The 13842-nt window shown below is 76.2% G+C and carries 15 protein-coding genes and 1 rRNA gene; 9 read left to right on the top strand and 7 right to left on the bottom strand.

Features of this window, described 5'->3' with window-relative positions:
- The first annotated feature begins 4 nt into the window (after nt 1-4).
- Both WIS52_RS27800 and WIS52_RS27795 read left to right on the top strand, forming a co-directional pair.
- Complete coding sequence (locus WIS52_RS27800; protein WP_349301360.1) at nt 5-1123, top strand: MSMEG_0565 family glycosyltransferase; 1119 nt, start codon at nt 5-7, stop codon at nt 1121-1123.
- Nucleotides 1124-1148: 25 nt separating this feature from the next.
- Complete coding sequence (locus tag WIS52_RS27795; protein ID WP_349301359.1) at nt 1149-1349, top strand: hypothetical protein; 201 nt, start codon at nt 1149-1151, stop codon at nt 1347-1349.
- 6 nt (nt 1350-1355) lie between these two features.
- Here the strand turns inward: WIS52_RS27795 and WIS52_RS27790 are convergent, their stop codons facing one another.
- Nucleotides 1356-2123, bottom strand: a complete 768-nt coding sequence (locus tag WIS52_RS27790; RefSeq protein ID WP_349301358.1) for an ABC transporter permease — start codon at nt 2121-2123, stop codon at nt 1356-1358.
- 20 nt (nt 2124-2143) lie between these two features.
- Nucleotides 2144-3070 carry an ABC transporter ATP-binding protein gene (locus WIS52_RS27785; protein ID WP_349301357.1) on the bottom strand — a complete coding sequence of 309 codons (927 nt, stop codon included), beginning with the start codon at nt 3068-3070 and terminating at the stop codon, nt 2144-2146.
- Nucleotides 3071-3184: 114 nt separating this feature from the next.
- On the opposite strand from WIS52_RS27785, the gene WIS52_RS27780 reads away from it, so the two are divergent.
- From WIS52_RS27780 to WIS52_RS27760, 5 genes are all read left to right on the top strand, one after another.
- Nucleotides 3185-4309 carry a sensor histidine kinase gene (locus WIS52_RS27780; protein ID WP_349301356.1) on the top strand — a complete coding sequence of 375 codons (1125 nt, stop codon included), beginning with the start codon at nt 3185-3187 and terminating at the stop codon, nt 4307-4309.
- Nucleotides 4306-4983: a response regulator transcription factor gene (locus WIS52_RS27775; RefSeq protein WP_349301355.1), complete on the top strand. Its 678-nt coding sequence runs from the start codon at nt 4306-4308 to the stop codon at nt 4981-4983. The genes WIS52_RS27780 and WIS52_RS27775 overlap by 4 nt, the downstream gene beginning before the upstream one ends.
- On the top strand, nt 4980-5906 hold the full coding sequence (locus WIS52_RS27770) for an alpha/beta fold hydrolase (protein ID WP_349301354.1): 927 nt from the start codon (nt 4980-4982) through the stop codon (nt 5904-5906). The genes WIS52_RS27775 and WIS52_RS27770 overlap by 4 nt, the downstream gene beginning before the upstream one ends.
- Nucleotides 5907-6076: 170 nt before the next feature.
- On the top strand, nt 6077-6283 hold the full coding sequence (locus tag WIS52_RS27765) for a hypothetical protein (RefSeq protein WP_349301353.1): 207 nt from the start codon (nt 6077-6079) through the stop codon (nt 6281-6283).
- Between the two features lie 70 nt (nt 6284-6353).
- Complete coding sequence (locus tag WIS52_RS27760) at nt 6354-6599, top strand: hypothetical protein (protein ID WP_349301352.1); 246 nt, start codon at nt 6354-6356, stop codon at nt 6597-6599.
- A gap of 12 nt (nt 6600-6611) precedes the next feature.
- Here WIS52_RS27760 and WIS52_RS27755 read toward each other — a convergent pair whose 3' ends face one another.
- Nucleotides 6612-8516, bottom strand: a complete 1905-nt coding sequence (locus tag WIS52_RS27755) for a helix-turn-helix domain-containing protein (RefSeq protein ID WP_349301351.1) — start codon at nt 8514-8516, stop codon at nt 6612-6614.
- 143 nt (nt 8517-8659) lie between these two features.
- On the opposite strand from WIS52_RS27755, the gene WIS52_RS27750 reads away from it, so the two are divergent.
- On the top strand, nt 8660-9559 hold the full coding sequence (locus WIS52_RS27750) for a thermonuclease family protein (protein WP_349301350.1): 900 nt from the start codon (nt 8660-8662) through the stop codon (nt 9557-9559).
- Nucleotides 9560-9660: 101 nt separating this feature from the next.
- Nucleotides 9661-10176, top strand: a complete 516-nt coding sequence (locus tag WIS52_RS27745) for an isochorismatase family protein (RefSeq protein ID WP_349301545.1) — start codon at nt 9661-9663, stop codon at nt 10174-10176.
- 4 nt (nt 10177-10180) lie between these two features.
- On the opposite strand, the gene WIS52_RS27740 is transcribed toward WIS52_RS27745, so the two are convergent.
- From WIS52_RS27740 to rrf, 4 genes are all read right to left on the bottom strand, one after another.
- The gene (locus WIS52_RS27740) at nt 10181-12295 is read right to left on the bottom strand and encodes a transglycosylase domain-containing protein (protein WP_349301349.1); all 2115 of its coding nucleotides are present in this window, start codon (nt 12293-12295) and stop codon (nt 10181-10183) included.
- 97 nt (nt 12296-12392) lie between these two features.
- The gene (locus WIS52_RS27735) at nt 12393-12893 is read right to left on the bottom strand and encodes an Rv2732c family membrane protein (RefSeq protein WP_349301348.1); all 501 of its coding nucleotides are present in this window, start codon (nt 12891-12893) and stop codon (nt 12393-12395) included.
- Nucleotides 12894-13067: 174 nt separating this feature from the next.
- Entirely contained in the window at nt 13068-13466 is a 399-nt protein-coding gene (locus WIS52_RS27730) for a zf-HC2 domain-containing protein (protein ID WP_349301347.1), read from the bottom strand.
- Nucleotides 13467-13721: 255 nt separating this feature from the next.
- Nucleotides 13722-13838 (bottom strand): 5S ribosomal RNA (rrf, locus tag WIS52_RS27725).
- Nucleotides 13839-13842 lie beyond the last annotated feature (4 nt).

The following is a 13842-nucleotide window of genomic DNA, read 5'->3' as shown; positions in this document are numbered from 1 at the left end:
CGGCGTGCGGATCCGGCTGTCCACCTACTCGACGAAACCGCGCGGCGGCGTCGTGCACACCCTCGCGCTGGCCGAGGCCCTCGCCGCGGCCGGCCACGACGTGGCGGTGTGGTCGCTGGCCCGCGGCGGGGACACCGGCTTCTTCCGCCGCGTCTCGTCCGATGTGGACGTCCACCTGGTACCGGTGCCGGAGGTCGACGGCGAGACCGTCGGCGCCCGGATCCTGCGCTCGATCGACCTGCTCGCCGGCGCGCTGGGCTCCGCAGGACCGGCCCCCGACATCCGGCATGCCCAGGACTGCCTGTCCGCCAACGCCGAGGGGCGCGCGCACGGCTACGGCTCGCTGCTGCGGACCGTGCACCACCTCGACGAGTTCAGCACGCCCGAGCTGGCCGCCTGCCACGAGCGGGCGCTCGTCTCCCCCGCCGCGCTGGTGTGCGTCTCGGCCGCGGTCGCCGCCGAGGTCCGCACCGGGTGGGGCCGGGACGCAGCCGTGATCGGCAACGGGGTGCACTCGGAACGCTTCGCCCGTGCGGACGGGGCATCGTGGCGCGCGCGGTTCGGGCGCTACGTGCTCTCGGTCGGCGGGATCGAGCCGCGCAAGGGCACCCGGGACCTGGTCGAGGCGATGGCGCTGCTCCCCGGGACCCCGCTGGTGATCGGCGGCGGCGACACCCTGTTCGACTACCGCTCCTACCGCGGCGACGTGCTGGCCCGGGCCGCCGAGATCGGCGTCACCCCCGAGATCCTGGGCCCGGTCGACGACGACGCGCTGCCCGGCCTGGTGGCGGGCGCGGCCGCGTTCGCGTTCCCGTCGGTCAAGGAGGGGTTCGGGCTGGCCGCGATGGAGGCCCTCGCCGCCGGGGTCCCGCTGGTCACCCGGGACCTTCCCGTGCTGCGCGAGGTGTTCGGGCCCGCGGCCCGGTTCGCGGCCGACCCGCCCGGTCTCGCGGCCGCACTGCGGACGGCGATCACGACCCCCGACCCGCGACGGGCGCAGGCCGGCCGGGCCCTCGCCGCCGCGCACTCGTGGACGACGGCCGCGGACCGGCACGCCGCGCTGTACCGGAACTTCCGCGCCGGGCGCCCCCTTGCCCGTCTCGGTAACCTCGACGACACATGACTCCGTCGACGGAGGAGGTGCCGGGATGGCCGAGCAGCCACGCGCCGCCGTCGTCGTCCCGCTGTGCCGGGCGGTCCGGCACCACGATCGCGCGGGGGTGCGCTGCCCGCACTGCGCTGCCCCGCGTCCGGGGAGCGAGCGGAACCCCCCGGCGGTGGTGCTCCCGCTGCTCCGGGACCACCACCGCGGGATCAGCGACGACGCGGTCGTCACCGGCGAACTCTGAGCCCGCTCACTCCCAGCGGAACCAGCGGGCCGCCGCGACGGAGGCGAGCACCGTCGTCACCACCAGGCCGAGCACCGGCGCGAGCTCCGGCGTCGCGCCGAGCCAGGCCGCGGACAGGACGTGCACGGTCGCGCCGAACGGCAGCACCTGCCCGACCTCGGCCAGCGGGCCCGGCAACGCGGTCGGGTCGCCGAACATGCCGCCGAGCGCCCCGGTCCCGAGGAACAGCACCAGTCCCGCCGCGATCGCGGCGTTGGTCGTCGGCGCGAGGGCGGCGACCAGCAGCCCGACGGCGAAGAAGGCCGCCGCGCCTAGCAGCAGCCCGCCCAGCGCGGTCCACACCGCGGCCGGTGCGCCGGCACCGAACGCGACCACCGCCACCCCGAACGCGAGCCCGATCCCGACGGCGACCTGCGCGAACCCGACCGCGACCTGGGCGGCGAGCACCGGCGCCGGACCGGCGGGGGTGACGCCCAGGCGTCGCAGCACCCCGCTGCGCCGGTAGTGCGCGAGGAAGCTCGGCACGTTGGTGAACCCCACCAGCCCGAGCACGGTCGCCGCGGCGACCGGCAGCCCGAACACCTCGAGCGGCGTACGGCCGTCCAGTGCCCCGGGCGGCAGCGGCGGCGCTGTCGTGCCGACCATCACCAGGATCAGCAGCGGCAGCCCCAGCGGGACGACCAGCCCGGCGGTGTCCCGGGCGACCATCCGCGCCTCGGCCGCGACCAGGGCACGCCACGCCGAGGCCGGCGGGCGGGCGGTACCGGTCGTCACCGTCTCCTCCTCGGTCCGGGTCATGCCGCCGCCCCCGCCCCGGGATCCAGCCGTCGCCCGGTGAGCTCCAGGAACGCGTCGTCCAGGGTCGGCCGCTCGATCCGCAGGCCGGTCGCGACCACGCCCTGCCGGACCAGCTCCGCACCGATCGGTCCGAGGAGGTCGCCGTCACCGGAGAGCACGAACTCCGCGCCGGTCCGCACCACGGACCCGACTCCGGGCAGGGCGCGCAACGCGTCCCGGTCGAGGTCCCCGGAGGCCCGGAACCGGACCCGCTCCCCCAGCCCCGCGGCGGCGACGAGCCCGGCCGGGTCGGCGTCGGCGACGACCCGGCCCCGGTCGAGCAGCAGCACCCGGTCGCAGAGCCGCTCGATCTCGTCCATCCGGTGGCTGACCAGCAGGACCGTGACGCCGTCGTCGGCCATCCCCTGCACCAGGTCCAGCATCTCGGCACGGGAACGCGGGTCGAGCCCGGTGGTCAGCTCGTCGAGGATCACCACCCGTGGCCGGCCGACCAGCGCGAGCGCGACCGACAGCCGTTGCTGCTGGCCGCCGGAGAGCCGGTCGAACCGGGTCCCGGCCTGCTCGGTCAGCCCGACCACGTCGATCAGCCGGGCCGGGTCGTGGCCGTCGCGGTGCAGTGCCCGGTGCAGCCGGACCAGCTCGGTCACGGTGAGCATGTCGTGCAGCGCCGCCTCCTGGAGCTGGACGCCGAGGACCGCGCGGACCGCCCGGCGGTCGCGCCACGGGTCGAGCCCGAGCACCCGCACGGTGCCGCCGTCGGGACGGCGCAGCCCGGCCACGCACTCCACGGTCGTCGTCTTGCCCGCGCCGTTGGGCCCGAGCACGCCGGTCACCGAGCCGGCGGCGACGGTGAACCCGACGTCGTCGACCGCGGTCCGGTCCCCGTAGCGCTTGCGCAGTCCGCGTACCTCGATGGCGTTCATGGCCGTCGATGCTGGTCGCCCGGACGGTCCCGGCGGCAGTGCCGGACGTCGCGACCCGGACCCGTGACTTCCGGCACTACGGCCCGGCGCCCGCTTCTCACTACCGTGTCCGCTGTGCCCAGGTTCGACCCGAACGTCGTCGCCGGCGTGATCACGAGCGCGCTCGGCGTCGTCGTCGCCGTGCCGATCGCGCTGGAACTGATCCGGACGGGCGGGCAGGCCACCACCGGGCCGCCGTGGCTGTGGTGGACCGTCTACGGCGCCTACCTCGCCGGGCTGGTGCTCGGCGGCTGGCTGGACGAGTGGGTCGGGCGTAGGGCGACGCGGGCGCTGCTCGCGGTGATGGTCGGTGCCTCCGCCGGGCTGGTGCTGCTCGCGCCGAGCTACGGATGGGTCGCGGTGCTGCTGGTGTTCACCGCGGCGCTGTCGGCCTACCACGTGCCGCTGCGGGTGACGGCCGCGATCGTCGTGCTCAACGTCGGCGTGGTCGCCGCCGCGGCCCTTCTCCAGGGCCAGGCCGTGGGGGCGGCCCTGACCGTCGGCGGCATCTACCTCATGCTGCACACCGCCTCGGTCCTCGTCGTCGTCGGGTTGCTGCGCGAGGAGGCCGCGCGGCGGCAGCTCGCCGAGGCGCACGCCGAACTGGCCGCGGCCGGCGCGGTGCTCGCCGAGACCAGCCGGGCGCAGGAACGCCTGCGGATCTCCCGCGAGCTGCACGACCTCGTCGGGCACCAGCTCACCGCGCTGGCCCTGGAGCTGGAGGTCGCCACCCACCGCGCCGACAACGCCGAGCAGGTCGGCCGGGCCCGCGGCATCGCCCGCGACCTGCTCGCCGACGTCCGCTCGACCGTCGGCGAGCTGCGCCGGCACGCGCCCGACCTGGAGACGACCCTGCGCCGGATCACCGGGCGACTCCCGCGCCCGGCCGTGCACGTCAGCATCACCGGAACGCTGCCGTCGGACGAGGACCGGACCGTCGCCGTCGTGCGGGCGGTGCAGGAGATCCTGACCAACGCGATCCGGCACGCCGACGCGCACAACGTCTGGATCGAGATCGGGCCCGCCCCCGACGGCGGGCTGCGGCTGCACGCCCGCGACGACGGCCGCGGGCCCGTCGGCGAGGTCGTGCCCGGCAACGGGCTGCGCGGGCTGACCGAACGGGCCGGCGCACTCGGCGGCACCGTCGACTTCGGACCCGTCGCGCCCCGCGGCTTCGCGGTGACGGCGGTGCTGCCGTGACGGTGCGTGTGTGCCTGGTCGACGACCAGACCCTGGTCCGGCACGGGATCCGCGGGCTGCTCGACCTGGCCCCGGACATCGAGGTCGTCGCGGAGGCCTCCGACGGCGCCGAGGCCGTCGAACGGGTGCTGGCGGACCGGCCGGACGTCGTGCTGCTGGACCTGCGGATGCCCGGCCGCGACGGACTCTGGGCGCTCGAGGAGCTCCGCGCCCGCCGCATCGACGTCCCGGTTCTCGTGCTGACCACCTTCGACGACGACGAGCTGGTGCTGCGCGCGCTGCGGGCCGGCGCCCGCGGGTACCTCCTCAAGGACGTCACGCTGGACCAGCTGGTCGGGGCGGTCCGCACGCTCGCCGAGGGCGGCACCCTGATCAGCCCCGCGATCACCGAGCGGCTGCTGCGCGTGATCCACGACGTCCCCGCCCCGCCCGACGACGGCGCCCCGCCGCAGCGGCTGTCCGGCCGCGAGCTGGACGTGCTGCGGCTGCTTGCCGGCGGCTACGCCAACCGGGAGATCGCGCAGGTGCTGGTCCTGGCCGAGGGCACGGTGAAGAACCACGTGTCGAGCCTGCTGCTCAAGCTCGGCACCCGGGACCGGACCCGCGCCGTGCTGCGCGCGCTGCACCTCGGGCTGCTCGACCCACCCCGCGCCGGCGAGGGGCGGCCGGGATGACCGGCGACCGGCTGCTGCCCGCGGGCGCACGCGAGGTGTTCCTGCCGTTCGAGGGCGGCACGGTACGGCTGCTCACCGGCGGCGCCGGTCCGGGCACCCCGGTCGTGCTGCTGCACGGCGGCGGCTCGGACAACGCCGCGATCTCCTGGTACCCGGTGCTCGCCGAGCTGGCCCGGGACCGTCCGGTGCTGGCACTCGACCTGCCCGGGTTCGGGTACACGACCGGGATCGAGCCCGCCGGGCCGCCGGGGACGACGGCCGACCTGGCCGTCCGGATCGCGGCCGCGGCCGGTCATCCGCGCGCGGTCTGGGGCGGGGTGTCCATGGGCGGCGACATCGCGCTGCGTGTCGCGCTGCGCCGGCCCGGCGCGGTGGCCGGGCTGCTCCTCGTCGCGCCGGGCGGGCTCACCGGCCTGGCCGGCGGCTCCCGAACCCGGCACGCCGCGGCGTGGCTGGGCACCCGGATCCCGGAACCGGTGATGCGCCCGCTCGCCCGTCTGGCCGGGCTCGGCGCCCGGGCCACGGCGCGCGCGGTGGTGCACGACCCGGACACGATGCCCGCCCCGGTGGTCGACGAGTTCGTGCGCGAGTCGCGCCGGCCCGGCGCCGGGATCGGCTTCTACCGCTACAACCGGGCGACCGTCGGGCCCGGCGGGATGCGCGACGACCTCTCGGAGCAGGTCCGCGCGATCAGCGCGCCGGCACTGTTCGTGCACGGGCTGCAGGACCGGTGGGTCTCCCCCGGGGATTCCCGGCGGGCCGCCGCGGCGATGCCGGACGCCGAGCTCGTCGAGGTCGGCCGGTGCGGCCACTGGGCACAGCTGGAGCGGGCCGGGGCGTTCCTGGAGTCGGCCGCACGGCTGCTGACCCGGGTCGACGACGCCGAGCGCAAGCCCCCCGCAGGTGATGATCACCACGCGTGACGACGGAGCACCCGGGTACTCCCGATGCGGTCCGGAGGAGAAGCGGGAGCGGAGGCGGCGATGAGCGGCAGCACGACGGTGCGTGTGTCGGGACGGTGCGCGGGAGCGGGCTTCCGCGCACGTGCGGACCGGATGTGCCGGCCGGCGTCCGCACGCGTGCGGGCCGCCGCGTGACGACGGCCCCCGACCTCGCCCTCACATCCAGCACCGTGGCCCGCCTGCTCGCCGAGCTGGGCCCGGCCGGCTGCCCCGACGCCGTCGCCGAGATCGTCCGGGAGTGCTTCGAGGACCTGCGCGGCAGCCCGGCCGGCGCCCTCCCGGAGCTGGTCGAGCGGCTCGCCCGGGTCCGGCTGAGCTCCTCGCCCGCCGAGTCCTGAGCCGGGTCCCGAGCCTCGCGCCGGTCACCCCGCCGGGCATGCGGACCGGCTGATCCGGGTATCCCCGGGTGTGACGCGCGGCGACAGCACCACCGGCGACGACCGGGACACGAACACCGCGGCCGGGCAGGCGACGGACCCTGGAACCGACGCTCCGGCCGACCCGCGGCAGGATCCGGAGCGGGCCGTGGACGAGGCCGAGGAACGCATCCTCGGCCCGGACGCGCGGGCCGCCGTCCACGCCGCGGGGGATCGCGAGGACACCGCCGACCCGGCCGGGGACGGCACCGGAACCGACGCGGAACCCACCGACTGACGCCCCGGAGAGTCAGCGCTCCCGCCCCTGGCCTCCGAGCCGGTGCAGGCGCAGCGCCAGCTGCACCTCCAGCGACCGGTCCGGCTCCTGCCAGCCCGGACCGAGCAGGGTGCCGACCCGCTCGAGGCGCTGCGCCACCGTGTTGACGTGCACGTGCAGCGTCGCGGCGGCGCGGGTCGGGCTGGCCCCGGCCGCGTAGTAGGCCTCCAGGGTCCGCACCAGCTCGCTGCCCCGTCGCTCGTCGTGCTCGGCGACCGGGCCGAGGATCCCGGTGACGTACCCCGCCACATCCGGGCGCTCCCCGAGCAGCAACCCGGCGAACCCCAGGTCGGAGGCGGCGGCCGCCTCCCCGACCCGGTCGAGCGCCACCAGCGCCTCGACCGAGCGGCGGGCCTCGGCCAGGGCGGCGTCGGTGCCGTCGGCCGGACGGAACGGGCCCGCGGCGCCCACGGTGACCGCGCCGTCGGGATCCTGTGTGGACGCCGGGCGGGCCAGCCGGGCGCCGGACGCACCCGGGTCGTCCCCGGGCAGCAGCGCCACCACCGCACCGTCCCGCTCCCCCACCAGTCCGGACCGGCCGCCGAGCGCGGCAGCCTCCCGGGCGACGGCCCGGCGACGGCCCGGCGCGCACCGGCAGACCAGCAGCACGTGCGGGCGGCGGGCGGAGATGCCGAGTCCGGAGACCCGGGTCAGCGCCGCCGGGCGCGGTGGCCCGACGGCAGCGAGCAGCTCGTCGAGCGCGTCCGCGCGGTCGAGCCGGTCGGTCTCGTCCGCGCGCTGGGTGAACAGCATGACCAGAGCGGTGACCATCCCGGCCCGCTCGACGGTGCGGATCTGGGCCGCCGAGAGCTCGCCGTCGGTGCCCGCGCCGGGCCCGCCGATCCCGCCGAGCAGCAGCGTCCCCAGCCGCTGCCCACCGGCGATCACGGCGATCACCCAGGCACCGCCCGCGCACGGCACCGCGACCGGCCGGCCGCCGAGGTCCCCGGTCTCCCGGCCGGCGCGGCGCAGCGCCGCGGTGGTGTCCAGGTCGTCGGGCACCGGTCCGTGCCGGGCGGTGGGGGTGCCGTCCAGGTCGAGCACCGTCACCCAGCCACCGAGCAGCCGGCCGAGCGCCTCGGCGATGTCGGCGACGTCGCCACCCTCCAGCACGACGCCGGCGAACCGGTCGTGCGCGTCGGCGGCCTCGGCGATGGCGGCATGCGCGCCACGCAGCGCGTCCAGCGCCGTCGCGGTGTCGGCCAGCCGCCGGGTCTGGACGATCGACACGGCCGCCAGCGCGGCCAGCGAGCCGAGCAGCGCGACGTCGTCGGGGCCGAACGGCCGCGCCGAGCGGTTCGCGGCGAACAGCACGCCGACGAACTCGTCGGCCACCAGCAGCGGGGTCCCGCAGATCGCGACGATGCCCTCCTCGGCGACCGCGGTGTCGATCTCGGTCGTGTGCCGGTAGCGGCCGTCGCCGGCGTAGCGCCCGGTCCAGTGCGGTGTGCGGCTGGCGGCGACGAGCCCACCGAGGCCGGCTCCCAGTGGCAGGCGCAGGCTCTGGAAGCGGCGCGACACCGAGCCGGAGGTGACCCGCATGTAGGTGTCGCCGCGCTCGGCGTCGTAGAGCGTCAGGTAGGCCAGGTCGGTGCCGAGCAGGGCACGGGCCCGGCGGACGATCGCGTCGTGCACCGAGCCGCTGTCTGGTTCGGACGTCAGGTCGCGTGCGATCTCGACGAGCGCGGCGAGCTCGGACTCGCGCCGGCGCCCGGCGTCCATCGCGGCGCGGATCCGCAGCGCCAGCGCGCCCGCCTCGGGCTGCGACGCGGCGAGCTCGGCGGCGGTGCGCTCCAGATCGTCACCGGGGGCGTCGGAGCCCACGCCCTCGTCGGTCCGGTCGGCGAGCAGCCGGAGCAGGTCGAGGACGGTGTGCACGCCAACATCCTGCCGCACCGCATCGCATCGTCACTTCTGAGGAGACGGACCGTTCCGGGTTAACGACACGTTTCCGAGGCCCGACGAACCGGTCGAATCCGGCATCCGCCGGTCACCTCGCTCCCCCACATCCGGAGGAACCCGTGTCCAAGGTCGGCCTGATCGGCTCCGTCCTGCTCGTCGCCGCCGTCACCTGTGCGTGCGGCGACACCGGAGCGCGGGAGGACGCCGCCCTTCCGGCGGCCGCCACGTCGTCCCCGGCGGTGGCCCCGGCGCAGGCCGCCGTCCCGGGCGCCGCGTCCGCGGCGTCGGCGGACACGGCGTCCGGTGCGGGGACGTCGGGTGTGGCGGGTGCGGCGGCCGTCCTCGGCGTCGGCGCCGAGACCGTGCGGGTCACCTCGATCACCGACGGCGACACCTTCCGGGTCGGCGACCGCCGGATCCGGGTGATCGGCATCGACTCCTGCGAGACCGGCACCACCGGCGGCGACGCCGCCACCGCCGAGGCGCGCCGCCTGCTGACCGGCGTCCCGGTGACGCTGAGCCGGGAGCCGGGCGTCGACAAGGACCGCTACGACCGCGAGGTCCGCTACGTCGGGACGCCGTCGGGCGACTTCGGCCGGCTCATGGTTCCGGGGACGCACACGAACGTCTACAACGGCGGCAACAACGCCTCGGAGTCCTACCTGTCCGGGCTGCGCGCGCTCGACCGCGGCCGGAGCTGCGGCGCGTCCGCCGCGCCGGAGCGGAACACGGCGACGCAGCAGCCCGCGCCGAAGCTCCAGGCCGCCCCGAAGACCTCGGCGCCGACGGCGCAGCAGGCTCCCCGCCCGGTGGCCGCCGCCCCGAAGCCCGCGCCGGCACCGGCGCCAGCCCCGAAGCCGGCCCCGGCCCCCGCGCCCGCTCCCGCTGCCGGTGGCGGCGGCGCCTACTTCAAGAACTGCAGCGCGGCCCGTGCCGCGGGCGCCGCGCCGCTCCTGCGCGGCCAAGCCGGCTACCGGTCCGCGCTGGACCGCGACAACGACGGCGTCGCCTGCGAGTGAGCGGGGTGATCACGGATCGGGCGCACATCCGGCCGGCCACGGCCGCTCCTGCGCCCGATCCGTGATCAGCCGCCGGGGCCGTTAGCGTGGCGGGCGTGCTGATGACCGCCGACGACGCCGTCCTGCTGCTCATCGACCTGCAGGAACGCCTCATGCCCGCCATCGACGACGGCGACCGGGTGATCGCCAGGGCCGTCCGGCTCGCCGAGGCCGCCACCCTGCTCGACGTCCCGGTGATCGCCACCGAGCAGGTCCCGGACAAGCTCGGCCCGACCGTCGAACCGCTGCGCGGCTACCCGCACCTGGTGGCGCCGAAGTCCCGCTTCGCCGCCGACGACGCGGCCCTGGTGCCGCCCGGCCGGACCGAGGTCGTCCTCGCGGGCGCCGAGGCGCACGTGTGCGTCCTGCAGACCGCGCTGCGGCTGGTCGCCGACGGGCACCGGGTGCTGCTGGCCGCCGACGCCGCCGGCTCACGGTTCCCCGAGGACCGGACCGCCGCGCTGGAACGGGCGCGGGGCGCCGGCGTCGAGGTGGTGACGTCGGAGATGGTGCTGTTCGAGTGGCTGCGCGACGCGGCCCACCCGCGGTTCCGCGAGGTGCAGAAGCTGCTGCGGTGACGCGCTACCGGGCGGGGGTGTAGGCGGGGTCGGGCGGCGGCAGCGGGACGTCCGGCGCGGTCCCGAGGGCCGTGCCGACGGCGTCGAACCAGGGTGGCGCGGCAACCGTCCCGCCGAACGCGCCCTTCCCGCAGTCCTGCCCGAGGTGCACCGGGGTGCCGGGGCAGATCTGGCTGGGGTGCGCCCCGTCGGCGAACACCATCGACGACCCGGCGATGCCGTCGATGCCGCCGGTCGCGCCGACGAACGCGACGGACTCGCTGGTGTTGGTGGTACCGGTCTTGCCGATCGTCGGCCGCGTCCAGTGCGCGTTGCGGGCGGCCGCCGCGGAGGTCCCGGTGATGGTGTCCCTGCCCAGGCCCGCCGCCATCGTGTGCGCGATCCCGGGGGCGACGGCCTGGTCGCACGCGGTCCGCGCGACCGGCACGTCCGCGCCGGTGCGGTCGGTCACCGACAGCACCGCGTCGGGCCGGCACCAGGTGCCGTCGCTCTGGATCGTCGCCGCGACGTTGGCCATCTCCAGTGTGGACACCGGGCTCACGCCGAGGGTGAACGAGAGCAGGTTCTGGAAGTACTGCGACTGCGGCTGGTTCCAGCGCGGATCCTGCGACCGGGGGTCGGCGGGGTCGGTGATCGGGGTGCCGCCGGCGAGCGGAGCGGCCAGCGTGTCGCGCAGTCCGAGCCGGCGCGCCATGTCGATCACCTTGGGGACGCCGGTGCGGGCCTCCAGCTCGACGAATGCGGTGTTCGGCGACGTCGCCAGCGCGTCCGGGAGGCTGATCGGGTCCGGGTAGCGCGGGTTGTCGTTGGCGACCGGGTAGCAGCGGGTGTACTGGTTGGTCACCGGCGGCGTGACACAGGTCGAGGTGGGGTCGGGCAGCGTGCTGTCGAACCCGACCGTGCCGGCCTCCAGCGCGACCGCGGTGGTGAAGATCTTGAACGACGAGCCCGCGCCGAACACGTTGCTCGGGTCCGCGACGAGGTCGGTCGTGGTCTGCCCGGCGCCACCGTCGGTCCCGGGCGTCCGGTTGGACACCATGGCGAGGATCTGATGGTCGTCGTGCCCGGGCCGGATCAGCGCGAGAGTGTTGGCGACGCCGTCCTGGGCCGGGGGCACGTTCCGGTCGACGGCGGCCTGCGCCGCGGCCGTGACCTTCGGGTCGAGGGTGGTGCGGACGGTGTACCCACCGGTGTCGAGCTGGTGCTCAGTGATCCCGGCCTTCTGCAGCTGGTCGACGACGTACTCGCAGACGAAACCGGCACCCGGCGTCGCGCCGTAGCAGTTGCCCCCCGGGGTGACCGGGCCGCCCGGCAGCACGCCGAGCGGTGCGGCGGTCGCCGCGGCGGCCTGGGCCGGGGTGATCGAGCCGGCGGCGCGCATCGCCACGATCACCGTGTCGCGCCGGTCGGTCGCCGCCGCCGGATGCCGGTACGGGTCGTAGCGGGTCGGGTTGTTGACCATCCCGGCGAGCAGCGCGGCGCGGGGTACGTCGAGGTGCGCGGCGTCGGTGCCGAAGTAGGCGCGGGACGCGGCCTCGACGCCGTAGAGGTTCCCGCTGAACTCGAGGGTGTTCAGGTAGCCGGCGAGGACGTCCTGCTTCGACGCCGAGTGGGCCAGCCGCTGGGCGAGCACCGCCTCCCGGATCTTGCGGCCGATGCTGTCGGCCCGGTCGGCCTGCTGCGCGGCGGGGTCGTCGGCGTCGACGACGTCGATCAGCCAGTTCTTGACGTACTGCTGGGTGATCGTGGAGCCGCCCTGGACGTCGCCGCCCGCGGCGTCGGTGACCAGCGCCCGGGCCGTGCCGATGGGGTCCACCCCGGACTCGGAGAAGAACCGCCGGTCCTCGACGTCGACGACGGCGGCGACCATCGCCGTCGAGATCCGCGAGTAGGGCACCGGGAGCCGGTACTGCTCGTCGAGGTAGGCGATCGGGGTGCCGTCGCGGTCGGTGAGGGTGGTCGCGGCGGGGACGGCGCCCGGGTCCGGGAGCTCCCCCGCGGCCGCCGGCCGGTCCGGGACCGCCGAGGCCACCACGGCCACCCCGGCCGCGGCCGGCGCGCCGCACGCGGCGAGCACCAGTCCCCCGGCCAGGACCGCGACGGCCAGCCGCCGCCACACGGACCCGTTCCGTCCCCGCCGACCCCCCACGATCGACCATTGTGCACTGCAACGGTGACTCTCGCCTGAGATCGGTCTGAGAGACCGCGGGGTGGGGTCAGACAGGTGGGGTGCCCGGGACCCGGGGCCCCGCCGAGACCACGATCCACACCCAGGTCGCGGTCAGGACGCCCGCCACCAGGACGGCGACGACGAGACCGGGACCGACGTCGGCGCCGGCCACCGTTCCGGTCCGCGCGGACCACACCGCCCACAGCCCGGTGACGGGGCCCGCCGCGCACACCAACGCCGCGGCGCAGGCGAGCGGCCAGAACCGGGCGAGCAGCGCCAGACCGGAGACGACGAGCGCGGCCACCGCGACCCAGACCGCCACCTGCGGCAACGCCCCCGCCGGGGCGTCGCCGGTCAGCACCTGCAGCCCCGAGGACCGGCCCCACCAGGGCATCGCGAACGCCGCGGCCACCGCGGCGACGGCCGCGCCCACGACGACGCCGGCCGGGCCGGGGTCGATCCACCGCTCGACCCGCCAGGCGATCCGGGTGAGCTCCTGCTCCAGCTCCGTCTCGTGAGACGCGTCCGGAACCTGTAGCCGGGTCATCGGCGGTACCGGATCATCACGGTCGTCCTTCGATGCGTGGAGTACGTGGACGCGTGACATGTGGCGGCCGGGATCGGCTGCGTCCGCGGTCGCCACGGACCGGCGACGGTGCTCCAGCCTGCCACGCCGGCCTGTGTCCGGACAGAGATGCCCGCGCCGGCGTGGGGGCGCCCGTCAGGCGGCGCGGGTTCCGCAGCGGCACGGCGAGCCCTGCTGGCAGCCGCAACCGCAGCTCGCGGAACAGCCGCAGGCGGCGCCGGCCGTGGCGAGGACGGCGACGGTGCCGGTGCCGGTGCCACAGCAGCCCGGCACGCTGGTCAGCACCGGTCGCTCGGACTCCCGGGCGGGTGCGACGCCGGCGTCGAGACCGATCGAGGCGAGCAGCGTCGCGACGTCCGGCACGGGCTCCGCGGGGCGGACCCGGGCCAGGCGGGTGATCCGCTCCGCGGCACCGGCGAAGGCGCGGCAGTCCGCGCACCGCGCGAGGTGCTCGTCGCGCGCCGCCCGTTCCGCTCCGCTCGCCTCGCCGTCGAGGGATGCGGACACGAGGTCCCGGCACTGCTGACAGTCCATACACCTACTGTCGTACAGGACCCTGGTCCGGTTCCATCCGGCCTCGATCCGTGCCGTGAACGGTCGCGCGGCTCGCCCGGACGCTCCCCTCGAGGCCGCCGCAGCTCGACGCGCGGTCGAGGGGAACCTCAGCGTCGTTCGATCAGGAGTTGACAGCGCTGGTTTCCCCTCGGCGCCGGACCGCAGCCGGTCCGGACACGCAGAAAACGCCCCCGGACTACAAGTCCGGGGGCGTCTCTGATCTTTCACGTTGAATGTCGGCGGCGACCTACTCTCCCACACCCTGTCGAGTGCAGTACCATCGGCGCAGGAAGGCTTAGCTACCGGGTTCGGAATGGGACCGGGCGTTCCCCTACCGCAATGACCACCGACAACA

The organism is Pseudonocardia nematodicida (genome assembly GCF_040105385.1).
Lineage (GTDB): Bacteria > Actinomycetota > Actinomycetes > Mycobacteriales > Pseudonocardiaceae > Pseudonocardia > Pseudonocardia nematodicida.
This window is presented reverse-complemented; position numbering and strand designations above follow the sequence as displayed.

Excerpts from the sequence above, each read along its gene's own strand:
- WIS52_RS27795 (WP_349301359.1), top strand. The coding sequence starts at position 1,149 with ATGGCCGAGCAGCCACGCGCCGCCGTCGTCGTCCCGCTGTGCCGGGCG.
- WIS52_RS27785 (WP_349301357.1), bottom strand. The coding sequence starts at position 3,070 with ATGAACGCCATCGAGGTACGCGGACTGCGCAAGCGCTACGGGGACCGG.
- WIS52_RS27770 (WP_349301354.1), top strand. The coding sequence starts at position 4,980 with ATGACCGGCGACCGGCTGCTGCCCGCGGGCGCACGCGAGGTGTTCCTG.
- WIS52_RS27745 (WP_349301545.1), top strand. The coding sequence starts at position 9,661 with ATGACCGCCGACGACGCCGTCCTGCTGCTCATCGACCTGCAGGAACGC.
- WIS52_RS27735 (WP_349301348.1), bottom strand. The coding sequence starts at position 12,893 with ATGACCCGGCTACAGGTTCCGGACGCGTCTCACGAGACGGAGCTGGAG.
- WIS52_RS27730 (WP_349301347.1), bottom strand. The coding sequence starts at position 13,466 with ATGGACTGTCAGCAGTGCCGGGACCTCGTGTCCGCATCCCTCGACGGC.